The sequence below is a fragment of the Sphingomonas sp. 8AM genome (assembly GCF_902506455.1).
GTDB lineage: Bacteria > Pseudomonadota > Alphaproteobacteria > Sphingomonadales > Sphingomonadaceae > Sphingomonas.
This window is the reverse complement of the sequence record NZ_LR733844.1, coordinates 2,273,347-2,294,357: the sequence shown is the minus strand read 5'-3', so window position 1 is coordinate 2,294,357 and position 21,011 is coordinate 2,273,347. Positions and strand designations below refer to the sequence as shown.

The 21,011-nt window shown below is 67.8% G+C and carries 19 protein-coding genes; 9 read left to right on the top strand and 10 right to left on the bottom strand.

What is annotated here, in order from left to right; genetic code table 11:
- The first annotated feature begins 19 nt into the window (after positions 1-19).
- Positions 20-1,030: a quinolinate synthase NadA gene (nadA, locus tag BACI71_RS10675; RefSeq protein ID WP_159758440.1), complete on the top strand. Its 1,011-nt coding sequence runs from the start codon at positions 20-22 to the stop codon at positions 1,028-1,030.
- A gap of 391 nt (positions 1,031-1,421) precedes the next feature.
- On the top strand, positions 1,422-3,506 hold the full coding sequence (locus BACI71_RS10670) for a prolyl oligopeptidase family serine peptidase (RefSeq protein WP_159758438.1): 2,085 nt from the start codon (positions 1,422-1,424) through the stop codon (positions 3,504-3,506).
- Between the two features lies 1 nt (position 3,507).
- Here the strand turns inward: BACI71_RS10670 and BACI71_RS10665 are convergent, their stop codons facing one another.
- The 7 genes from BACI71_RS10665 to BACI71_RS10635 form a co-directional block, all read right to left on the bottom strand.
- Positions 3,508-4,455 (bottom strand): cation diffusion facilitator family transporter, encoded by a 948-nt coding sequence (locus BACI71_RS10665; protein WP_159758436.1) that lies wholly within the window; start codon positions 4,453-4,455, stop codon positions 3,508-3,510.
- A 245-nt stretch (positions 4,456-4,700) separates the two neighbouring features.
- Positions 4,701-5,372, bottom strand: coding sequence for a spermidine synthase (locus BACI71_RS10660; protein WP_159758434.1), 672 nt, complete (start codon positions 5,370-5,372; stop codon positions 4,701-4,703).
- A complete protein-coding gene (locus tag BACI71_RS10655) occupies positions 5,369-5,731 on the bottom strand; it encodes a DUF6481 family protein (protein WP_159758432.1) in 363 nt (120 codons plus the stop codon). The genes BACI71_RS10660 and BACI71_RS10655 overlap by 4 nt, the downstream gene beginning before the upstream one ends.
- A 154-nt stretch (positions 5,732-5,885) precedes the next feature.
- On the bottom strand, positions 5,886-6,977 hold the full coding sequence (locus tag BACI71_RS10650; protein ID WP_159758430.1) for a glycerophosphodiester phosphodiesterase: 1,092 nt from the start codon (positions 6,975-6,977) through the stop codon (positions 5,886-5,888).
- A 5-nt stretch (positions 6,978-6,982) separates the two neighbouring features.
- Positions 6,983-9,406, bottom strand: coding sequence for a TonB-dependent receptor (locus tag BACI71_RS10645; RefSeq protein WP_159758428.1), 2,424 nt, complete (start codon positions 9,404-9,406; stop codon positions 6,983-6,985).
- A 29-nt stretch (positions 9,407-9,435) separates the two neighbouring features.
- On the bottom strand, positions 9,436-11,757 hold the full coding sequence (locus BACI71_RS10640; protein WP_159758426.1) for a TonB-dependent receptor domain-containing protein: 2,322 nt from the start codon (positions 11,755-11,757) through the stop codon (positions 9,436-9,438).
- 265 nt (positions 11,758-12,022) lie between these two features.
- Entirely contained in the window at positions 12,023-13,612 is a 1,590-nt protein-coding gene (locus BACI71_RS10635) for an alkaline phosphatase D family protein (RefSeq protein WP_159758424.1), read from the bottom strand.
- Positions 13,613-13,776: 164 nt separating this feature from the next.
- Between BACI71_RS10635 and BACI71_RS10630 the strand changes: the two genes are divergently transcribed.
- Positions 13,777-14,631: a type 1 glutamine amidotransferase gene (locus BACI71_RS10630; RefSeq protein WP_159758422.1), complete on the top strand. Its 855-nt coding sequence runs from the start codon at positions 13,777-13,779 to the stop codon at positions 14,629-14,631.
- Positions 14,632-14,682: 51 nt separating this feature from the next.
- Here the strand turns inward: BACI71_RS10630 and BACI71_RS10625 are convergent, their stop codons facing one another.
- Complete coding sequence (locus BACI71_RS10625) at positions 14,683-14,832, bottom strand: DUF2256 domain-containing protein (RefSeq protein WP_159761116.1); 150 nt, start codon at positions 14,830-14,832, stop codon at positions 14,683-14,685.
- Between the two features lie 76 nt (positions 14,833-14,908).
- Between BACI71_RS10625 and BACI71_RS10620 the strand changes: the two genes are divergently transcribed.
- Positions 14,909-15,937 (top strand): SMP-30/gluconolactonase/LRE family protein, encoded by a 1,029-nt coding sequence (locus tag BACI71_RS10620; protein WP_159758420.1) that lies wholly within the window; start codon positions 14,909-14,911, stop codon positions 15,935-15,937.
- Between the two features lie 87 nt (positions 15,938-16,024).
- Positions 16,025-16,255, top strand: coding sequence for a hypothetical protein (locus BACI71_RS10615; RefSeq protein WP_159758418.1), 231 nt, complete (start codon positions 16,025-16,027; stop codon positions 16,253-16,255).
- A 273-nt stretch (positions 16,256-16,528) separates the two neighbouring features.
- Here the strand turns inward: BACI71_RS10615 and mnmA are convergent, their stop codons facing one another.
- Complete coding sequence (gene mnmA, locus BACI71_RS10610; protein ID WP_159761114.1) at positions 16,529-17,662, bottom strand: tRNA 2-thiouridine(34) synthase MnmA; 1,134 nt, start codon at positions 17,660-17,662, stop codon at positions 16,529-16,531.
- A 107-nt stretch (positions 17,663-17,769) separates the two neighbouring features.
- On the opposite strand from mnmA, the gene BACI71_RS10605 reads away from it, so the two are divergent.
- The 3 genes from BACI71_RS10605 to BACI71_RS10595 all read left to right on the top strand — a co-directional run bounded on the left by BACI71_RS10605 (position 17,770) and on the right by BACI71_RS10595 (position 18,762).
- On the top strand, positions 17,770-17,943 hold the full coding sequence (locus BACI71_RS10605) for a hypothetical protein (protein ID WP_159758416.1): 174 nt from the start codon (positions 17,770-17,772) through the stop codon (positions 17,941-17,943).
- 102 nt (positions 17,944-18,045) lie between these two features.
- Positions 18,046-18,348 (top strand): CtrA inhibitor SciP, encoded by a 303-nt coding sequence (sciP, locus tag BACI71_RS10600; protein WP_159758414.1) that lies wholly within the window; start codon positions 18,046-18,048, stop codon positions 18,346-18,348.
- 156 nt (positions 18,349-18,504) lie between these two features.
- Entirely contained in the window at positions 18,505-18,762 is a 258-nt protein-coding gene (locus BACI71_RS10595) for a GlsB/YeaQ/YmgE family stress response membrane protein (protein WP_159758412.1), read from the top strand.
- A 170-nt stretch (positions 18,763-18,932) separates the two neighbouring features.
- On the opposite strand, the gene BACI71_RS10590 is transcribed toward BACI71_RS10595, so the two are convergent.
- Positions 18,933-19,664, bottom strand: a complete 732-nt coding sequence (locus BACI71_RS10590; protein WP_159758410.1) for an SIMPL domain-containing protein — start codon at positions 19,662-19,664, stop codon at positions 18,933-18,935.
- Between the two features lie 165 nt (positions 19,665-19,829).
- Here BACI71_RS10590 and BACI71_RS10585 point away from each other — a divergent pair, with 165 nt between their 5' ends.
- On the top strand, positions 19,830-21,008 hold the full coding sequence (locus BACI71_RS10585; RefSeq protein WP_201297356.1) for an efflux RND transporter periplasmic adaptor subunit: 1,179 nt from the start codon (positions 19,830-19,832) through the stop codon (positions 21,006-21,008).
- Positions 21,009-21,011: the final 3 nt, after the last annotated feature.

Sequence of the window (21,011 nt, the reverse complement as noted above, 5' to 3'; positions counted from 1 at the left end):
ACGGGCCATCTGCTGCGGCATGGAACAGCCGACGAACCTGACGGGCCTCGACCTGCGCGCCGAGATCGACCGCCTCCGCAAGGAGCGCAACGCCGTGATCCTCGCGCATTATTACCAGAAGCCCGAGATCCAGGACCTCGCGGATTTCGTCGGCGACAGCCTCGACCTCAGCCGCAAGGCGCAGGCCACCGACGCCGACGTCATCGCCTTCTGCGGCGTGCGCTTCATGGCCGAGACCGCCAAGATCCTGTCGCCGCACAAGACGGTGATCCTCCCCGACATGGACGCCGGGTGCAGTCTCGAGGACAGCTGCCCACCCGAGCAATTCGCCGCCTTCCGCGCGCAGCATCCCGATGCGATCGCGCTCACCTACATCAATTGCTCGGCGGCGGTGAAGGCGCTCAGCGACGTCATCGTCACCTCCTCCTCGGCCGAGACGATCCTCGCCAGGATCCCGCCCGAGCAGAAGATCATCTTCGGCCCCGACCGCAACCTCGGCGGCTATCTCGCACGCAAGACCGGGCGCGACCTGATCCTGTGGCCGGGCGTGTGCATCGTTCACGAAGCGTTCAGCGAAACCGAGCTGCTCAAGCTGCGTGCGCAGCATCCGAACGCGCCGATCGTCGCGCATCCGGAATGCCCGGCGGTGATCCTCGACCATGCCGACTATGTCGGCTCGACGCGTGGCATTCTCGAATATGCGATGGCGATGGAGCAGCAGGGATTGGGCGACACGCTGATCGTCGCAACCGAGCCGCACATCATCCACCAGATGGAAAAGGCGCTGCCGGGCAAGACCTTCATCGGCGCGCCGGGCGCGGACGGGAACTGCAACTGCAACATCTGCCCGTACATGGCGCTCAATACGCTGGAAAAGCTCTACGTCGCGCTGCGTGATCTCACCCCGCGGATCGAGATGGACGAAGGGCTGCGCGTGCAGGCCAAGAAGAGCCTCGACGCAATGCTGGAAATGGCGAGCACGACCGTCGGGCAGGGCGACCTGGGTCCAGCGAAAGTGACGGGCGACTGACGGACGGTGCCGTCGTCCCTGCGGAGGCAGGGGCCCATGTCGGTCTCGTCGCGCGCAACGCCGCCACGAAGACCGGAGCGCCTGTGTCAACCCGCCCACCCGGACGAAACAGCCATAGGCCCCTGCCTCCGCAGGGGCGACGGCGCGGGGGCTGACGCCGTCATCCCGGGCTTGACCCGGGATCCTGCTTCTTCCCTGCGCAACCGCGACAAACCGCGCACCACACTGCAAACATCGACAACACTTTCCAAACCACGATAGCCAACATTCACGCATCTTGTCAGTGCGCTTCAAACCGCACGCGCGCATCTCCCCCGCGTCTGGCGCAACCATCGCCAACATCCGCCCCCGCGCTTCCTATCCCCCGCGCTGCCCGCTACGCTGATCCCCGATGAAACGTCTGCTCCCGCTCGCGCTCGCCCCGCTGGTCCTCGCCGCCGCCCCCGCCGCCGACCCCTACCTCTGGCTGGAGGACATCGAAGGCTCCCGCGCGCTCCAGCAGGTCAAGGCGTGGAATGCCGAAACCGAGGCGCAGCTCACCAAAAGCCCGCGTTTCGAGCAGGATCGCGCCCGCGCCAAGGCGATCCTCGATGACGAGGCGCAGATCGCCGACGTCGACACGGTACTCGGCGACCGCGTCACAAACCTCTGGCGCGACGCGAAAAATCCCCGCGGGCTGTGGCGTGTCGCGACGCTCGCCGACTATCGCGCCGGTCGCCCGCAATGGCGCACGCTGATCGACGTCGACGCGCTCGGCAAGGCGGAGGGCAAGAGCTGGGTCTGGCACGGCGCGAGCTGCCTCGAGCCCGATTACGCGCGCTGCCTCGTCCGGCTCAGCCCCGGCGGCACCGATGCGCAGGTCGTCCGCGAGTTCGACCTGACCACCGGCCGTTTCGTCAACGACGGCTTCACGCTACCGGAGGCGAAGAGCGACGTGGCGTGGGTCGATCGTGATACATTGCTGGTCGCGACCGACTGGGGCGCGGGCGCGCTCACCACCTCGGGCTATCCGCGCATCGCGAAATTGTGGAGGCGCGGCACGCCCTTAGCGGCCGCGACGACCGTTCACGAGTCCCCCGCAAGCGCGGTGGAGGTCGGCGCGGCACCCTTTGTCGACGCGCAGCGGCGCTGGCCGATGGTCAGCGTCGGCCACACCTTCTTCGAGCGCGAATTGCTGGTGCAGGCGACGGATGGCAGGTTCATTCCGCTGGGGCTGCCCAAGGGCGCCGACGTCACCGACGTGATCGGCGGACGCGCGATCGCGAAGCTCAACAAGCCTGCGGACGGCTTCCCGGCCGGCGCGCTCGTCGCCTGGTCGCTCCCCGATATTGTCGCCGGGCGCCACCCCAAGGGCGAACTGGTGATGGCACCGGGCGCGACGCAGGCGATCGAGGAAGTTTCGGCCAGCGACAATGTCTTGTGGGTCAAGTTGCTCGACGACGTGTCCGGCAGGCTGCTCGCGTTGCGGCGACAGGCGGATGGTCGCTGGGCGCAAACGTCGGTTGCGCTGCCCGGCAACAGCACGCTCCACCTCGGCGCGACGACGGGCAAGAGCGATGAGGCGTTCGTCACCGTCGAGGGGATGCTCACCCCGCCGACGCTCTATGCGGTGCGCACGGGCGAGAAGCCGCGCGCGGTACAGGCGCTCCCGGCACGGTTCGACGCGACGAAATATCAGGTGGTGCAACGCTTTGCGACATCGCGTGACGGGACGCGCGTGCCGTATTTCCTCGTCACCAGGAAGGGCGTGACCGCTCCCGCGCCGACGCTGATCCACGCCTATGGCGGTTTCCGGGCCGCGCAGACGCCAACTTATCTCACCGAACAGCCATATCGCGCCGGGCCGCTGGCACTGTTCTGGGTCGAGCAGGGCGGGGCCTATGTGCTCGCCAACCTGCGCGGCGGCGGCGAATATGGGCCGCGCTGGCATCAGGCAGGGCTGCGTGAAAAGCGTCAGAACGTGTTCGATGACCTTCATGCGGTCGGCGACGATCTGGTCCGCACCGGCGTGTCGACCAAAGGAAAGATCGGGATTTCAGGACGTTCGAACGGCGGATTGCTGGTCGGGGTGGCGATGCAGCAGCGGCCTGACCTGTATGGCGCGGTGATTGCGGGCTCGCCGTTGGAGGATATGCGGCGGTATTCGCATTTGTCCGCGGGGGCGTCGTGGATCGATGAATATGGCGATCCCGACAAGCCGGCCGACTGGGCGTTCATCCGGCGGTATTCACCGTATCAGAACGTCAAGGCCGGCGTTTGCTATCCGCCTGTGTTCTTTTATCTTTCTACCAAGGATGACCGGGTTCACCCGGGGCATGCGCGCAAGCTGGCGGCGTTGCTCAAGCAGAACGGCAACACCGTTTACTTCCACGAATATCTGGAGGGCGGCCATTCGGTCGGGGCCGATCACGCCGAAGATGCGCGCCGCGCGGCGCTGCTGAATGCGTTCCTGGGACGCGAACTGATGCGAAAATAGCCTAGACGGTGCGCTCATCGGCGAGCGCACAGGCGGTACCGGTTTCGATCTGTACCGTCGTATGGCCGATTCCGAAGCGTTCGTGCAGCATTGCCTGCACGCCTTCCAGAAACGTGTCGCCCGGATGCCCCGCCGGGATGCGCAGATGCGCGGTCAGGCTCGGTTCGGTGGTCGACATCGGCCAGATGTGGAGATCGTGGACCGCCTCGACGCCGGGCAGCGCGGCGAGCGCGTCCTTGACCCGGTCATAGTCGATCCCGCGCGGGACCGCCGACAACGACATCTCGATCGTCTCGCGCAGCAGCCCCCACGTCTGCCAGAAGATCACCACCGCGATGACGAGGCTGACGAGCGGGTCGATCCACGCCGCACCGGTCAGCCAGATGACGACCCCCGCAGCGACGACGCCGGCCGAGACCAGCGCGTCGGCGAGCATGTGGAGATAGGCGCCGCGCACGTTGACGTCGCCCTTGCGCCCCCGCGCGAACAGCCAGGCGGTGATCGCGTTGACGACGATGCCGAGCGCGGCGACCGCCGAGACGGTGAGCCCCGGCACGGCGGGCGCGGACCCAAAGCGGTGCACCGCCTCCAGTGCGATCGCACCGATCGCGACCAGCAGCAGCAGCGCGTTGGCGAGCGCGGCGAGGATCGTCGATCCCTTCAGCCCGTAGGTGAAGCGCTTCGACGGTGCGGTCCGCGCCAGTGCCGCGCCGCCCCATGCCACCGCGAGCCCGAGGACATCGGACAGGTTGTGCCCGGCGTCGGCGAGTAGCGCGACCGAATCGAACAGCCAGCCGGCGACGCCTTCCGCGACGACATAAACGAGATTCAGTGCGATCCCGATCGCGAACACATGGTCCCAGCGCTCGGGCGGGGTGGCGTGTGCATGGGAATGGCCGTGATCATGGCCGTGATCGTGATTGTGGTGGTGGTTGTGCCCGTGACCCATGCGGCGGCCTCTACCATCAGGCTGCGGCGGGTGACAGTCGGTTGGCAGGGGTTGGTCGCGAAGGTTTGATCTACCCGGCACCGCATCTTCTACCGGGGTGAGGCCTGGCTTTAAATCATGATGAGGTGCGGAAGAATATGCCACTCGTCATTGCGAGCGCAGCGGCAATCCAGGGCGTCCTGATTCGGCTCTGGATTGCTTCGCTACGCTCCAATGACGGGTCAGGTTAGCAGCGCCGGCCGGGCCTAACGCCGGGTCCCGAACCAGATGACGTGGGTCGCGCCCTTGCCGTTCTCGCGCGCGCGGACCTTGACCTCGTCGACCGCGAATCCGCTGTCGGCGAAGCGGCGGGCGAAGCGGGGGTCGGGCGCGGCCGACCAGACCGCCAGTACGCCGCCGGGCCGCAGGGCGGCACGCGCCGCGGCCAGTCCGCGCGGGCCGTACAGGCCATCGTTGGCGGGGCGGGTCAGCCCGTCGGGGCCGTTGTCGACGTCGAGCAGGATCGCGTCATAGCGTCCGCTGCCCGCGGCGATCGCCGCGCCGACATCGCCCATCTCGAGCGTTACGCGCGGATCGTCGAGGCAGCCGTCGGTAAGCGCCGCCATCGGCCCGCACGCCCATTCGATGATGCCGGGCACCAGCTCGGCGACCGTGACCTGCGCCGCTGCACCCAGCCGGGCGAGCACCGCACGCAACGTGAAGCCCATACCGTAGCCACCGATCAGCAGCCGCGGCGCGGGATTGTCCGCCAGCCGGTCGCACGTCATCGTGCCGAGCGCCACTTCCGAGCCGCTCATCCGCGTGCTCATCAGTTCATTGCGTTCGAGCACGATCATGAAGTCCGCGCCGCGGCGGAACAGACGTAGCGGCGGCCCGCCCGGCACCTCTGCGACGCCGAGCAGTTCGGGGCGGATCACTTCTTCTGGCGAGCCTTGCGCGCGGCGTAGCGGGCGTCGCGCGCCGCCTTCATCTCGGCCGCGGTCGGCATGACCGGTGGGCGCTTGGCGGCAGCGGCGGCTTCGGCGGCAGCGGCTTCCTCGGCAGCGGCCTGCGCGCGCGCCTCTTCCTTGGCGGCCTTTTCGGCGGCGATCGCCGCCTTGCGCTCTTCGCGCTTTTCCGCCTCGGCGGCTTCCTTGGCCTCACGCGCGGCGAGACGGGCGGCGACCTCTGCAGGATCGGGGGCGGCCTTGTTCTTCAACGCCTCAAGCGCGCGTGCCTTGGCGTCGCGGGCAGAGGCGGCGCGCTGGTTGAAGTCCGGGGCCTTGTAACCTGCCATGCTGCGAAATTCTCCTTGGGGAACGACAACGCCGAAACCGGCGCAAAGCACAACGGCCCCGCATCGCTGCGGAGCCGTCGGGAAAGCCGATGAAGCGAAAGACTACACCAGCCGCATCCCAATATACGAGCCGGACGGCGTTGGCGCAACCGCTTTATCGGGTGCCGTCCACGGCCAGTCGCCCAAGCGCCGGATCGTCGGTGAAGAACGAGTCGACACCGAGCGCGATATAGCGGCGCATCTCGGCGACCGATCCGGCGTCATGACGCGCGTCCGGTCCGGCATTGCTGCGGAAGTCGGCGGCGAGGAAGCGGTTTTCGGGACGGAAGGTCCAGGGGCAGAGCTCGAGGCCGGCAGCGTGCGCGTCGGCGACCAACGTGGTCGGCGCACCAAGCCGCCCGTCGGCGGCGAGCGGGATCAGCATCCGCGTGTTCGGCGCGACGATATCGGCATAACGCGCCATCTCGCGCAGCCCGGCGGGCGACACCATCGTGCGATAGTCGAGCGTGCCGCCGGCCTTCACCACATCGGCCGGCTTCTGCGCGGGGTCGCCGATGAGCTGGACGAGCCGGAGGTTGCCCACCTTCGGCAGCTTGCCGCGGACGTAGCGCAGGTTCGCGACCTCGAACGACTGCAATTGCACCGGGGCGCGGCGGGTGTAGGCGTGCGCGGCGATCACCGCGAGGAAGCGGTCCTCGACCGGCAGCCCGATCCCGGCAAAATAGGTCGAATGTTTCAGCTCGGGGACCAGCCCGATCGTCCGCCCGCGTGCTGCCGCCTCGGCCGCGGTGAAGTCGATGACCTCGTCAAGCGTGACGATCTGGAACTGGCCGTCATAGCTGCGGCTTTCGGGGCGCACCGTGCCGAGCCGTTCCTTCGCCCGCAGCGTCTTCAGCTCGGCGAGCGTGAAATCCTCGGTGAACCAGCCGGTCTGCGGCTCGCCGTCGATCGTCTTCGTCGTGCGGCGCGATGCAAATCCGGGGTGGTCGGCGACATCGGTCGTCTCGACGATGTTGTTCTCGTGCCGCGCGACCAGCACGCCGTCCTTCGTCGGGACCAGATCGGGCTCGATGAAGTCGGCACCGTCCGCGATCGCCTTGGCATAGGCGCCGAGCGTGTGTTCGGGACGCAGCGCCGACGCGCCGCGGTGCGCGAACACCAGCGGCTTCTTCGCGGGCGACGCCGCGCCGGCGGTGGAAGCCACCCCCAGCGCGATCGCGGAGCCGAGCGCGGCGCGGCGGGTCATCACGCTCAGAGGCCTGCGCTGAGCGTGACGAACGCCTGACGCGGCGCGAGCGGGAAGAAATTGTACGTCCCCGATGCCGCGCCGACGCTGATCGTCGAATAGGCCTTCTTGTCGGTGATGTTGGTGACGTTGAGGCTGACGTTCAGCTTCCTGGCCAGACCTTCGCCCGACACCGGCAGCTCGAAGCCGATGCGACCCGAGAGGGTGAAATAGCCCGGCACCATCAGATCGTTCGTGAACGTGGCATAGCGGCGCCCGATATAGTCGCCGATCAGCTGCAGCTCCACCCCGTCGCCATGAAGCGTCGCAATCGTCTTGTTGAGCCAGTCGGGCGAGCCGGGGACCTTCTTGCCGGCGGTCGGGACGACGGTCTGCGCGGCGCCGACGGTGTAGTTATCGGCGTAGCGCGAATTGTTGTACGACAGCGCATTGTAGAGCGAGAAACGGTCGCCGAAGCGCAGCGTCGCCGCCGCGTCGACGCCGTCGGTCTTTACGCTGCCGACGTTGGCAATGATCGGTGCGCCGCTGATGATTGCGGTGATCGTCGTGGTCGGGCTGATCGCGAGCAGCCGGTTCGAGAAGTCGACGTGATAATAGCTGATCTGGCCCTCGAACCCGGTCAGCGGGCCGAGGTCGAGCGCGCGGCGGGTGCGGATGCCGCCTTCATAGGTCCAGCTCGTCTCCGGCTTGGTATTGTCCTTGAAGAACTCGAACAGCGTCTGGCTGCCGAGCGCGAACGGCGACAGGCCGGCGGCGGCGCTGGTCTGGAACTGGCGGATGTTCTTCTGCGCATTGACGAAGATCTGTTCGTGGTCGGTCGCATCCCACAGCACGCCGACCTGCGGCAGGAACCATTCGTCGGTATTGATCCGGCCGACCGGCAATTCGCGCGAGCCGGTGAACGAGCCCGGGATCGGCTGCACCGGCACGCGCTGGCGCGCATGCTGGAAGGTGCTCTTGAACCCGGCCTGGAGCGTCAGCGTGGGGATAATCTTCCACGCGTCCTGGATGTGCGCCTGGATCTCGGTCACGCGGATCTCGCTGCCATATTGCGTGATGAGCGGATCGGCGAGGTCGCGCGGGCGCTCATAGGGCGAGGACGGGTCGTTGACGTCGAGCGCGTACCAGCGGCGGTAGGCGGCCGAGCTTTGATGCTCGTACCAGCCGCCCAGCTCGAACGTGTGGTTGCCGAGTTCGGCGCGCAGCGTGGAAATGCCGCCAACGCGGTCGATGCGATATTCGGTGGTGCGCGTTGCGAGGCCGGAGCCGCCGAAGATCGTCGAGAGGCGTGCGAGGTTCGCGGTCGAGGTCGGGCTGCTGCCCGCGACGCCGGGATAATAGAAGGAGAAGAGCTGCGGCAGCCCGGCGACCGTGATCGGGCCGGCGACGATCCCGACGCCGTCATTGTGGTGGAAATACGCCTGGTTGGAGAAGGTCACGCGGTCGGTGACGTTCCAGTCGTATTTGAGATAGCCGAGATAGTCGGTGCGCAGCGCGGCGCTGTAGTAATTGCTGTAGTTCGCGCCCGACGCCGCATAGCTGGCGGCGTTGTTATACGGCAGCTGGTTGGCGAGATACGCCTGCATGGCCGTGAAATTGGGGTAGAGGAACGGGCGGATGTAGGGCTGGTAGGCCTGCGTCGCGGAGACGACGGTCGCGTCTTCGTTGGGCTCGGCCTTGTCGGAATAGGCGAAATAGGCGGTCAGCTTGCCGTTTGCGTCGTCGTGGACCAGCTTGGCATTGCCCTGCCAGCCCTTCTGATAGCCCTCGAAGTCCCACGCCCGCGCACGCTGGCGGACGCCCGAAATGTAGAAGCGCGTGTTCTGGCCGATGTCGCCGCTGTCGAGGCGGACGTAGCTGCGCGTCGCCTCGTAGCTGCCGACGGTCTGCGCGGCGCTGATGCCGAATTCCGGCTTCGGGTCGCTGGTGAAGGTGTCGATCGTCCCGCCGAGGTTGCTGGTCGAGGCGGTGCCGAGGTCGCCCGCGCCCGAGGCGAGCACGACACGGCCGACATTCTCCGAGATCGCCGCGCGCTGCGGGCTGAGGCCGTTGTAATTGCCGTAATTCTGATCGCCGAGCGGCACGCCGTCGAGCGTATAGCCGAGCTGCTGCGCGTTGAAGCCGTGGACGAACAGCGAGATGTTCTGCTCGTTGTTGCCCCACGGATCCGAGGTCAGATAGGTGACGCCGGGTAGCGTCTGGAGCGCCTTGAGCGGGCTGATGCCGGGCAGCACCCTCTGGATGTCGACATTGGTGATCTGCGCGACCGCGCGGGTCGCGGCGCCGGTGACGATGACGTCGTCACCCGTCGACTCGGCGGCGGCGGGTTCGTCGGTGGGGGCGGGTGTGTTCGCGCTGCTCTGCGCGAGGGCGGGGACCGAGACGATCAGGGCGAGCGGGGCGACGCCCGCGATCAGAAGATGACGCATATGCCAGGACTTTCGAGAGGAAGAGGCGATCAGAGGCCGGTGCGCAGCGAGACGAAGAACTGGCGTGGCGCGCCGGCGAGCAGCGTCTGGTTGTCGCCGCTACCGGTGAAGCCGTTCGAGCCGATCGTCGAGACGTAGCGCTTGTCGAGCAGGTTGGTGGCGCTGCCTTCGACGCGAACGCCGTGCAGCCCGCCGAGATCGCCGATCGTGTAGCCGATCGTCGCATCGACCAGCACGCGGTCGCCCACCGACTGGTCGTTGGTATAGGTGAAGTAGCGCTTGCTCATGTAATCGGCGCCGACCCGCGCAAGGAAGCGGCCGTCGTCATAGACGATCTCGCCCTTGGCCATGTGGCGCGGGCTGTCGACGACGGTTTTGCCGCGGGTCGCGGTGATGAGCGCGCCGTTCGCGCCGATCACGTCGTCCTTATATTGGGAATGGTTGTACGAATAGGAGGCGAAGATCGAAAGCGGGGGCGCGAGCTTGTAGAGCGCGGTCGCCTCCGCGCCGTAATTCTCGACGCCGCCGACGTTCTGGAGCGTCACCGGATTGCCGACGATCCCGGCACCGTTGGTGTAGGCGAGCAGGCGGTTCGCGAAATCGACGTAATAGCCCGCGATCGACCCCTGAAACCCGCCGGCGCGGAAGCGCAGGCCGGCCTCGGCGGTCTTCGACTTCTCCGGGCGCAGGCGACCGCGGATCGCGTCGAATCCCTGCTGCGTGGTCGCGAACGGCGAGGCGCCGACCGCGGCCGAGACGAAGGCGCGCATGTTCTCGGTATAGGTCACGAACGCCTCGGCCGGGCCGAAACCGTAGACCGCGCCGACCTGCGGCAGGAACCAGTCGCGTGCCTCGATCTGGCCGCTGGCGAGGCTGCCAACGAGCGGGATCGCCTTGTTGGTGACCTCATAGCCCTTCCATCCACCGGTCAGCGTCAGCTGGCCGAGCGTCAGGCGGTCGCTGACGTAGTAGAGCTTGGTGTCGGTCTGGAAATCGACGTCGAACTGCGTGGCGAAGGGGTCCTTCTGGAACGACAGCACGTTGCCGGAGAAGGTCGATCCGGCCGCGACGCCGTAAAAGCGTCGCGCGTTGCGGAAGCTGTTCGATTCGTACCAGCCGCCCACTTCGAGCAGGTTGGCGCCGGTTTCCACCTTCAGTCGCGCGATCGAGCCGCCGCGATTGATGTCATATTCGGTGGTACGGATCGACAGCGGCGCCCCTCCGGGGATGCCGAGATACGGCGTCACCCACACGCCCTGACCGTGGTTGTCGTGATAATAGCCCGTCACCGACAGCGTCACCGCCTCGGTCAGCGGCGCGTCGAGCGTGATCCCCGTCAGATAGTCGCGGCGCAGCCCGGCGGCATCGTAATAAGCGTCGTCGACCGACGTGTAGGGCGACGGGAAGGTCAGCCCGGCATTCGGATAGGGCAGCGCCGCAGTGGCCGACCCCGCGCGGGTGACCTGATTGTTGTAGATCTGCGCGAACTGCAGTGCGCGCGCATAGTCGGGGGCGAGATTGTCGGCATCATAGCCCAGCCGCCGGATCATATCGAGGCTGAGGTCCTGATAGTCGTTTTCGCGGCGATCCGAGAAGTTGAAGAAGGCGGTGATCGAGCCGCGCGCGCCGAAATCCTGCACCAGCCTGGCATTCGCCTGATGCTGACGCTGGACGCCGTCGCCCTTCCACTTGCCGGCCTCGAGATAGCCGTAGCTGAGATAGCCGCGCAGGCCGTTGCCGGTCAGGTCGCCGCTGTCGACGCGGACGAAGCCGCGGTAGGTGTCGTTCGAGCCGTAGGTGCCCGACGCGGCGATCCCGAACGTGTCGGACGGGCGACGCGAGGTGAATTGCAGCGTGCCGCCGAGGTTGGAGGTCGACGCCTCGCCCAGCGCGCCCGCGCCCTGCGCGACGGTGGTGGTGCCGACGTTCTCCGAGATGATCGCACGGCTGATGTGGAGGCCGTTGGCGTTGCCGTAGCTCATATCGCCGAGCGGGATGCCGTCGAGCGTGAAGCCGAGCTGGTTCTGGTTGAAGCCACGCAGCGAGATGCGGCTGGACCATTCATAGGCGCCGAAGGCGTCGGCCGACTGGAAATTGACGCCCGGCAGCTTGGCGAGCGCCTTGAGCGGGGTGGTGCCGGGGGTCTGGCGTTCGATGTCGGCGGCGGTGATCGTCTGCACCTGCCGCGCCTGACCGAAGCCGAGGACGACGACTTCGCTGCCTTGCGTGTCGGCCGGGGTTTCGGCGGGTGTGTCGGCGGCGGGCGTAGCGGGCGGCGTATCGGCGGCGAGGGCCGGGGCGGCGGTGACGGCGAACAGCGCACTGCCAGCAAGCAGCATCGAACGGAACATGGTCTTTCCCCTTGGTCGCCTGCCCCTTTTCGGCGCGGCGTTGAGGGTCCCCTGCGCGCAAGTCTTTGCGAGCGCGTGACTATATGGTTTCTAATTCATTACTGTTGGTGGCCTCACGACAATGCGGCCTGCCGGACGTAGGGGGCGCAATGCCAGCTTCACCCCGTCATCCCGGACTTGATCCGGGATCCCGCTTCTTACTTCTGTCGGAAAGAAGCGGGGCCCCGGATCAAGTCCGGGGCGACGAGGGAAGGTCGGCGCGGCGTCAGGCCATGACGTTCCGGCCATGCGCCACCGTCGCGCTGTGGCCGATCGTGGCGCCCGGGGTACGCTGCCGGATCGTGTCGACCATGATCCAGTCGTTGCGGACGCGCTCCGCCTCGATCGTCAGCGCCATATAGCCGCGCCGCGACGTGTCGCACCATTTCAGTTCCGGGTTGGTGCGGACGAGATCGGCGGCGATGCGGCGCGGGTCGTAGGCGGTGCCGCTCTCGAACCCCGGCGAGGTGACGCTGTGCCCGGCGAACTCGACCGCGGCGGCATGGCCGTCCTGCGCGAGATCATAGGCCCACGCATTATGGCTGTCGCCGGAGATCAGCACCGTGCTGCCGCCGAGTTGCTGGACCTGCCGCAGGAAGCGCGCACGCGCCGCGGGGTAACCGCCCCAATTGTCGAAGTTGAACGGCAGCCCTTCCTTGGCCGCGGCGATGCCTTCGGTGACGTAGCGGCTGGGGCTGGCAGCAACCCAGGTCTCGGCATCGGCGGGCATCATCGTCTGCCCCATGATCGTCCCGAAGCCGACCACCTGCCAGCGCCGCCCGCTGCGCACCGACGCGGCGAGCGCGTGGTCGAGCCAGCTTTCCTGCTGCCACCCCATCATCGTCGCGCCCGGGTCCTGCCACGCGCCGTCGCGGAAGGCGCGCAGCGCGGCGGCGGGGTCGGCGGCCTTGAACAACGGATCGAGATCGGGTTGCTGCGTGCGGCCGAGCAGGCGGGTCTCGGTGCGGAACAGCGTGGCCAGCGCGCCGATATCGTAGCTTTTCCACGGATCATCGGAGACCGGCATCCATTCGCGATACGCCTGGATCGAGGCGGCGCGACGCTGGTTCCAGTCGCCTTCGGTGGCGGGATCGTGGTTCTGCGCGCCGCCCTCCCAGCTGTCGTTGGCGCTTTCATGATCGTCCCATTGCGCGATCATCGGCAGCCGCGCGTGAAGCGCCTGAAGATCGGGGTCAGCGCGGTAGCTCGCGAAACGTTGCCGGTAATCGTTGAGATGGATGGTTTCGGCGAGCGGCGTGGGCTGGCGCGCCGCGACCAGCTGGTTGGGCTCCGGGTAATGGGCGGGGCTGTATTCGTAGAAATAATCGCCGAGGTGGATCGCGCAGTCGAGATCCTCGCGGGCGGCGGCATGCGCATAAGCGTTGAAGAAGCCGAAGCCGATGTTCGAGCACGAGAAGATCGCCGCGCGCCACGGACGGACGCCATCGGCGGGCAGCGTGCGCGTCCGGCCGACGGGCGAGCGCGTGCCGTCGGGCGCGATGAAGCGGAACCAGTACCAGCGATCGGGCGCGAGGTCGTCGGCGGTGAGCTTGACGGTCCAGTCGCGCCACGCGCCGGTGATCTGCGCGCCGACCGCGCGCGCGCCGCGCATGTCCGGCTGTTCGGCGATCTCGGCGGTCACCTCGCCCGGCGTCGCCAGCACGCAGCGCGTCCAGAGCAGCACCGAGTCCGCGCCCGGCTCGCCGCTGGCGACCGAATGGGTGAAGCCGCGGGCGGGGTCGACGCCGGCGGCGAACAGCGGCGCGGCAGTCAGCGCACCGGCGCCGGCGAGCAGGGAGCGGCGGGAGACGAGCACGGGCGAACCTCTTTTCTGTGCGATCGGATCGCGGCGCGGATGGGCGCGGTTTGTGGAGGCTTGATGACAAAGGGTGGGGCGCCAACGTTTTCGCGACCGGGCAGGGGCCTGGCGGCGGTGCGGTGCGTTGCGCGACTCCCCGACATGACCACAGGTGAACCGGCGTGCCCCGATTTCTGATCGCGCAGAGCGAAACCCCCGAGGAGCGCGAGGCGCGGCGGGCGCACACCGGACAAAGCTCGGGCGAGAGCTATGCCGATACGCTGGGGCAGATGGAGCCCGATGCCGAGATCGAGATATGCCAACCGGCCGACGACGACGCACCGACGTTCACGCCCGCGCACCTGGCGTCGTATGACGCGGTGTTCCTGACCGGGTCGCCGTTGCACGTCTATGACGATACCCCAGCGGTGCGGCGGCAACTGGCGTTCATGCGCGCGGTATTCGCGTCGGGCACGCCGTCGTTCGGATCGTGCGCCGGGTTGCAGGTCGCGGTGGCGGCGGCGGGCGGCACGGTGCGCAAGATGCCCGAGCGGATGGAGGCGGGTTTCTCGCGCCGGATCGTCGCCACGGCGGAGGGACGCGACCATCCGCTGCTCGCCGGGCGCGCGCCGACCTGGGACGCGCCGGCGGTGCATGGCGACGAAGTCGAGACGCTGCCACCGGGCGCGACGCGGCTGGCGGGCAATGCGGTGACGCACGTGCAGGCCGCCGAGATCCGCCATGACAAGGGCGTGTTCTGGGGCGTGCAATATCACCCCGAACTGTCGCTGCGCGAGATCGCGATCGCGCTGCGCCGGCAGGCTGACGGGCTGGTCGAGGCAGGGCTGGCGGAGACGCCCGCCGAGGTCGGGGAGCGCGCCGACGTGATCGCGGCACTCCACGACGCGCCCGAGCGGCGTTCGCTGCGCTGGCGGCTGGGCGTCGATGGCGAATTGGCGGACATCGATGCGCGGCGACGCGAGATCGCGAACTTCCTCGCCGCGCTGCCGACGATCGACCGGCGTGGCGCGCGGTGAAGGTGGCGATGGTGGCGCAGATCGCGACCACCGGGCGATCAAACGGGGGGGCTAAGGCGCCGCGCGCTCGCCGGTACCGCGGCAGCGGTCGGAGCAATATCTGACCTGCTCCCAGTCGCGCGCCCATTTCTTGCGCCATGCGAACGGCCGGTGACAGCTTGCGCAGATCTTCTCGGGCAGATGCGGTTTCTTGTGCGCCATCGCCGCTGAACCCGTTTGGCGCAGACTGCGATCCGTGCCAGCGTGTCGGCAGAGTGAATTTGCGAGGGAATGCAGGATGATCGCCATGGAAACGCTCCGGCCGGGACGTCGAGCGGTGCTGGCCGGGCTGGCCGGCGCGGCGCTGACCGGCTTCGCCGACGCCGCAGCGCCGGTGACGCTCCGGCGGCTGACACCCGCCTTCGACCGGATCATCGTGCCCGGTACCCCGGTCGAGGTGATCGCGACCGGCATCCAATGGGCCGAGGGGCCGGTGTGGGTGCCGCGCGATGGCGGCTATCTGCTGTTCTCCGATCCGCCCGCCAACATCGTGCGGCGCTGGTCGCGGGGCGGCGGGGTGGCGACCTTCCTGTCGCCGTCGGGCGCGCCCGATCCCGATCGCACGATCCTGCGCGAGCCGGGCGCCAATGGCATGATGCTTGACCGCAGCGGCGGGCTGCTGATCGCCAACAGCGGCGGACGATCGATCGATCGCGTCGATCTCCGCACGCGCGCACGCACGGTGCTGGTCGACCGCTACAAGGGCAAAAGGTTCAACAGTCCCAATGATGTGCACGTCGCAAAGGACGGCGCGATCTGGTTCACCGATCCGCCTTACGGACTGGCCGGCGACGATCGCTCGCCGGCGAAAGAACAATCGGTCAACGGCGTCTATCGCTGGCGCGCGGGCGGGGAAGCGGTGCTGGTCGACGGCACACTGACCCGTCCCAACGGCGTCGCGCTGTCACCCGACGAGCGGCGGCTGTACGTCACCGTGTCGGACGACGCCGATCCACGCGTCATGGCCTACGATCTCGGACGGGACGGGATGCCGCGCGCATCGCGGGTGCTGGTGTCGGCGAAGGCGTGGCACCAGCAGGGCAAGCCCGGTCTGCCCGACGGGATGAAGGTGGCGCATGACGGGACGCTGGTGTGCTCGATGCCGGGCGGGATCATGTTCCTGACCCCGGAGGGCGAGCCGATCGGGTTGATCGAGACCCTTACCCCGGCGGCCAATGCCGCCTTCGGCGACGGCGGCGCGGCGCTGTACGTGACCAACAACGATCGGGTGTTGCGGGTCGCGTTGCGGCGCGGATGGCAGCAGTAACGGATCAGGGTTGATCTCCTACTGAATCGGTGTAGTTTGGCGCGGACGGCGGCGCTCTGCTGCCGAGCATGAAGGGGATGTGCGTTGATGAAGAAGATCGTTGCGGGCATGTCCGCGGTGGCGCTGGCGCTCTCGCTGGCGGCGTGCGGATCGAAGACCGACACCGCCAATGATACGGCGCTCAATGCCGAGATCGGCAACGACGTCGCGCTGAACGAGACGCTGCCGGCCGACGAGAATCTGTCGGACGCGGGCGCGCTGCCGCTGAACGCCGCCGACGGCAACGTCGCCGACGCCGCGACCACCAACGCGCTCTGACGAATTCGCGGGCAGCGCCCTTCGCGTCGCCCGCCACCTGTTACCGTCTGGAGTTGCTCCCTAGACGAAACTGGTCCGGTGCCTCCCAGCGGCGCCGGACCTTTTGTCTTGGAGCGGCTTCGGATCGGGATATTCGCGCCGTTCGCGACGGACCGAGCGCTCCCCCCGCTTCGTCATCCCGGACCTGATCCGGGGTCCCGCTTCGTGCCGGAGGCGAAGAAAGAGCAGGCCCGGATCAAGTCCGCGGCGACGGATCATGCTGCTGGTGAGCGGTCAGGCTGACGCGGAGGCCGCGAGCGACGCGTCCTCACCCATCGCCTCCACCGACTCGGTCGCGGCGATCCAGCCGCCGCCCAGCACCCGGTCGCCGGCGTACAGCACTGCCGCCTGGCCGGGCGCGACGCCATATTCGGGGGTGTCGAACACCAGGCGGTCGCCCGTCATGCGCGCCGGCACCGGCTTGGCCATCGAGCGGACCTTCGCGGTCAGCGGACCGTCGAGCGGACCGAGCATGTTAAGCCGCTCGAGCCGTGCCGCCGCAACCGCCAGCGCCGCACGCGGACCGACCACCACGCGGCGCGCGTCGGCCTCCAGCCGGACGACGTAGAGCGGTTCGGGGGTGCCACCGATCTCCAGCCCGCGCCGTTGACCGACCGTGTAATGAACAAGCCCGCGATGCTCGCCGAGCTTGCGACCCGTCAGGTCGACGATGTCGCCGCCGGTCGCCGCCTCCGGGCGCAGCTTCTTGACCAGCGAGGCGTAATCGCCATCGGGGACGAAACAGATGTCCTGGCTGTCGGGTTTATCGGCGACAACCAAGGCAAGTTCGGCGGCGAGTTCGCGGACGCGCGGCTTGGGCAGCGCGCCGAGCGGGAAGCGGATGAAATCGAGCTGTTCCTGCGTAGTGGCGAACAGGAAATAGCTTTGGTCGCGCGCCGGATCGGCGGCACGGTGCAGCTCCGCACCCGCCGGTCCCTCGACACGGCGGACATAATGGCCGGTAGCGAGACAGTCGGCACCGAGATCGCGCGCGAGCGCCAGCAGGTCGGTGAACTTCGGCCCCATGTTGCACTGGACGCACGGGATCGGGGTGCGTCCGGCGAGATATTCGTCGGCGAACGCATCGACGACATTCGCGCGGAAGCTGCTTTCGTGATCGAAGACGTAATGCGCGATGCCGAGCCTGTCGCAGACCGCACGCGCATCGCGGATGTCGCGGCCGGCGCAGCACGACCCGGCGCGCCTGGTCGCCTCGCCGTGATCGTAGAGCTGGAGCGTCACGCCGATCACCTCGGCGCCGGGCTGGCGCGCGGCGAGTGCGGCGACGACGGAGCTGTCGACTCCGCCCGACATCGCCACGACGATGCGTCGCGCACCGGGCGCGAGCTGGAATTCACCGCTGTCCATGATGGTGCGTATCATACAGCCGCAACCGCGGCGGCGTAAACCGAAATGAACGAAGCGTTGCCGGCGACTTTACCCGGCTTTCAGACCGTGCGGTCTACATTAGGAATATGACAGCCGAAACTCCTCCTCCCGACGTGCCGCTGCTGTGCAGTCTCCGGGCGCGCCAGCTCGCCTCGCGGACCGCGCAGGTCGCACGCGCGATGGGCGAGCCGGCGCGTGCGCCCGGCGGTGCCTTCAACGCCGATGCCGCGGCCGCGCTTCAGCATTGGAAGCAGCCGTGAACAGGTCGTTTACCGGACCGCTTTAGGAGGCGTTCAATCCATCGCCGTTACGCAGCAGTCACGACATGGAATGGGGGGTCGCGCCCCGAACCGAGGTTTGGAATGATCGAACAACAAGAAAATTGTCGCCCTGCCAAGGTCATCGGTCCGCTGGGGGAACCGTTGACGCTCGACTCCCTGCCGCCGTCGAACACCACCCGCTGGGTCGTTCGACGAAAGGCCGAGGTGGTCGCCGCGGTTAACGGCGGGCTGCTGAGCGTCGACGACGTCTGCGCACGCTATGGCCTGACCGTCGAGGAATTCGCCGGCTGGCAGCGTGCGATCGACCGGTCGGGGATGCCCGGGCTGCGCGTCACCCGTATCCAGCACTACAAGACACTGTACGAGCGCCAGCAGAAGTTCTGACCCTCGCGAACCTGCGTCCCGCGTCGATACAGGTGCGCGGGACCGGGCGTGAAAACCCTGCCACAATATGGATTACGCGACCGGAACAATGTGCCGGGCTCGTGAGTAATTCCCACCAGAGCAGCCACTCCGGGCGCATCTGAGGGGAGTATTATCATGGGTATCATTCTGTGGCTTATCATCGGCGGTGTCATCGGCTGGCTGGCCAGCATGATCATGCGCACCGACGCGCAGCAGGGTATCTTCCTCAACATCGTCGTTGGCATTGTCGGCGCGTTCCTCGGCGGTCTGATCTTCTCGGGCGGTTCGATCAACAATGCGCCGCTGACGATCTATTCGTTCCTCGTCTCGCTGCTGGGTGCGGTCGTGCTGCTGGCGATCGTCAATCTGGCCCGTCGCGGTCGCGTGCGTTGATCGCACCGACGACCACGGTCTGACGACAAGGCGGCCGCCCGGTGATCCGGGCGGCCGCTTTCGTTTATGGGCTTCGTCGCCCCGACCGTGATTCAGAGCTCCGCTTCTTTTCGTATTGCCGCGAAGCAGAAGCGGGATCCCGGATCAGGTCCGGGATGAAATAGTGGCGATTACTTGAGCAGGAAGCGGACGTTGACGCTGGCGGTGACGTCGGTTTCGCCCGGCAGGACGACGGTCTCGGCGTCCGACTGGACCGCGGCGCGCGCCATCATCGGCATCGGTCGCGGACGGTCGCCACCATTCTCGCCCGCCTCGTTGATCGCGACGATCCGGGCCACCGACAGACCCGCCGCCTTTGCATAGAGCTCGGCGCGCGCCCGCGCCTTGGTCACCGCCTGTGCGCGGGCTTCGTCGAGCGCTGCCTCGGGATCGGAAAGCGACAGGTTCGGCCCGTCGATCTGGTTGGCGCCCGCCTGCACCAGTGTGTCGAGCACCGCGCCGGCCCTGGCGATGTCGCGGAAGCGGATCGCAACCGAGTTACTTGCCTGATAGCCGGTGATGACCGGCGGCTTGCCGTCCTGATAGCGATATTGCGGCGACAGCGCGACGTTGCTGGTCGAGAGATCGCGCGCGGCGAGTCCGGCGGTCTTCAGTGCCTTGACCACCGCATCCATCCGCTGTGCATTTTCCGCCAGTGCCGTGGCGGCGGCCGGTGCCTGCGTCACGACGCCCGCGGTAATCGTCGCGAGATCCGGTGTCCGTGACACGCGCCCGGTGGCGCTGACGTCGAGCACGGCGCCGTCCGGTACCACCGTCGCCATCGGGAGCGCGACCTGTGCGCCAGCCGGTATCGCCACGACACCGGCGGCGGCCATCGCCAGCAAGGGCAACATTCGATTCATGCAGAAAAACTCCCTTGATCCAAGTGAAACCGGCTCTGCCTTGATGCGTCGGAATGCAAGATGAACGGGACAGGTCGTTGTAATCACGATAAGAGCCGGCCGCCGCGCGCCGCTTGTCACGGTGACGTAGGCGTGTAATACACGCCGGGGCGCGAAAGGGGAATCATGACGTACCAGGGCGGGGAGATGCAGGGCGAACAGCTGGTGCTGGAGGATCGCTCGCCACGCACGCGGCGTCGCTGGCTGCTGATCGGCGGGCTGGTGGCGCTGATCGTTGCCGCCGTCGCCTGGTACGTGCTCCGGCCAACGGCCGAAGAGGCTCCCCCCGCCACCGCCGCAAGCCAGGCGCCCGCAGTGACCATTATCGTCCCCGGCGCACAGTCGGTCGCGCGGATCATCAGCGCGACCGGTACGCTGGCGGCAACGCGCGAGATGCCGGTCGGTGTCGCGGGCGAGGGCGGGATGGTCAGCCGCGTGCTGGTCGAGCCGGGTCAGTGGGTCGGCGCCGGGCAGGTGCTGGCGACGATCGACCGTTCGGTGCAGGCGCAGACCGCGCAGTCGCTGGCGGCGCAGATCAACGTCGCGAAATCCGACCTGACGCTCGCGCAGGCCGAGCTGGAGCGTGCGCAGAGTCTCGTCGATCGCGGCTTCATCTCCAAGGCCGACGTCCAGCGCCGGATCGCAACCCGCGACGCCGCGCGTGCGCGCTTGCAGGTGGCGCAGGCGACCCTGTCCGAGCAGCGCGCGCGCAATGCGCGGCTCGACATCCGCGCGCCGGCCGCCGGGCTGATCCTGACGCGCGGCGTTGAGCCGGGGCAGATCGTCAGCTCGGGCTCGGGGATGCTGTTCCGCATGGCCAAGGGCGGCGAGATGGAGATGCGCGCGCAGCTCGCCGAGGGCGACCTGCAGGTGGTGCGCGTCGGTTCGCCCGCCAAGGTGGTGCCGGTCGGCGACACGCGAGCCTTCCCCGGCAGCGTCTGGCAGGTCGCGCCGGTGATCGACCCGCAGACACGGCAGGGCATCGCGCGCATCAAGCTGTCCTATGACCCGGCGCTGCGCCCCGGCGGCTTCGCCAGCGCGACGATCACTGCGGGCGGTGCGCGCCAGCCGGAGCTGCCGCAATCCGCCTTGCTGAGCGACGAGAAGGGCAATTACGTCTATATCGTCGACGCGCAGAACAAGGTGGTGCGCCGCTCGGTGACACTGGGCACCGTCGCCGACGATCGCGTCGCGATCGCCAGTGGCCTGAACGGTGACGAGCGCGTCGTGCAATCGGCCGGCGCGTTCCTGAACCCCGGGCAGATGGTAAAGCCGCAGCGCGCCAAGCCGACCGCCGCGCGATAAGAG

Bases quoted from the DNA above. Each gene is read 5' to 3' on its own strand.
- nadA (WP_159758440.1), top strand. From the start codon at position 20: ATGGAACAGCCGACGAACCTGACGGGCCTCGACCTGCGCGCCGAGATC.
- BACI71_RS10670 (WP_159758438.1), top strand. From the start codon at position 1,422: ATGAAACGTCTGCTCCCGCTCGCGCTCGCCCCGCTGGTCCTCGCCGCC.
- BACI71_RS10665 (WP_159758436.1), bottom strand. From the start codon at position 4,455: ATGGGTCACGGGCACAACCACCACCACAATCACGATCACGGCCATGAT.
- BACI71_RS10655 (WP_159758432.1), bottom strand. From the start codon at position 5,731: ATGGCAGGTTACAAGGCCCCGGACTTCAACCAGCGCGCCGCCTCTGCC.
- BACI71_RS10650 (WP_159758430.1), bottom strand. From the start codon at position 6,977: ATGACCCGCCGCGCCGCGCTCGGCTCCGCGATCGCGCTGGGGGTGGCT.
- BACI71_RS10645 (WP_159758428.1), bottom strand. From the start codon at position 9,406: ATGCGTCATCTTCTGATCGCGGGCGTCGCCCCGCTCGCCCTGATCGTC.
- BACI71_RS10640 (WP_159758426.1), bottom strand. From the start codon at position 11,757: ATGTTCCGTTCGATGCTGCTTGCTGGCAGTGCGCTGTTCGCCGTCACC.
- BACI71_RS10625 (WP_159761116.1), bottom strand. From the start codon at position 14,832: ATGGCGCACAAGAAACCGCATCTGCCCGAGAAGATCTGCGCAAGCTGT.
- BACI71_RS10620 (WP_159758420.1), top strand. From the start codon at position 14,909: ATGATCGCCATGGAAACGCTCCGGCCGGGACGTCGAGCGGTGCTGGCC.
- BACI71_RS10615 (WP_159758418.1), top strand. From the start codon at position 16,025: ATGAAGAAGATCGTTGCGGGCATGTCCGCGGTGGCGCTGGCGCTCTCG.
- mnmA (WP_159761114.1), bottom strand. From the start codon at position 17,662: ATGGACAGCGGTGAATTCCAGCTCGCGCCCGGTGCGCGACGCATCGTC.
- BACI71_RS10605 (WP_159758416.1), top strand. From the start codon at position 17,770: ATGACAGCCGAAACTCCTCCTCCCGACGTGCCGCTGCTGTGCAGTCTC.
- sciP (WP_159758414.1), top strand. From the start codon at position 18,046: ATGATCGAACAACAAGAAAATTGTCGCCCTGCCAAGGTCATCGGTCCG.
- BACI71_RS10595 (WP_159758412.1), top strand. From the start codon at position 18,505: ATGGGTATCATTCTGTGGCTTATCATCGGCGGTGTCATCGGCTGGCTG.
- BACI71_RS10590 (WP_159758410.1), bottom strand. From the start codon at position 19,664: ATGAATCGAATGTTGCCCTTGCTGGCGATGGCCGCCGCCGGTGTCGTG.
- BACI71_RS10585 (WP_201297356.1), top strand. From the start codon at position 19,830: ATGACGTACCAGGGCGGGGAGATGCAGGGCGAACAGCTGGTGCTGGAG.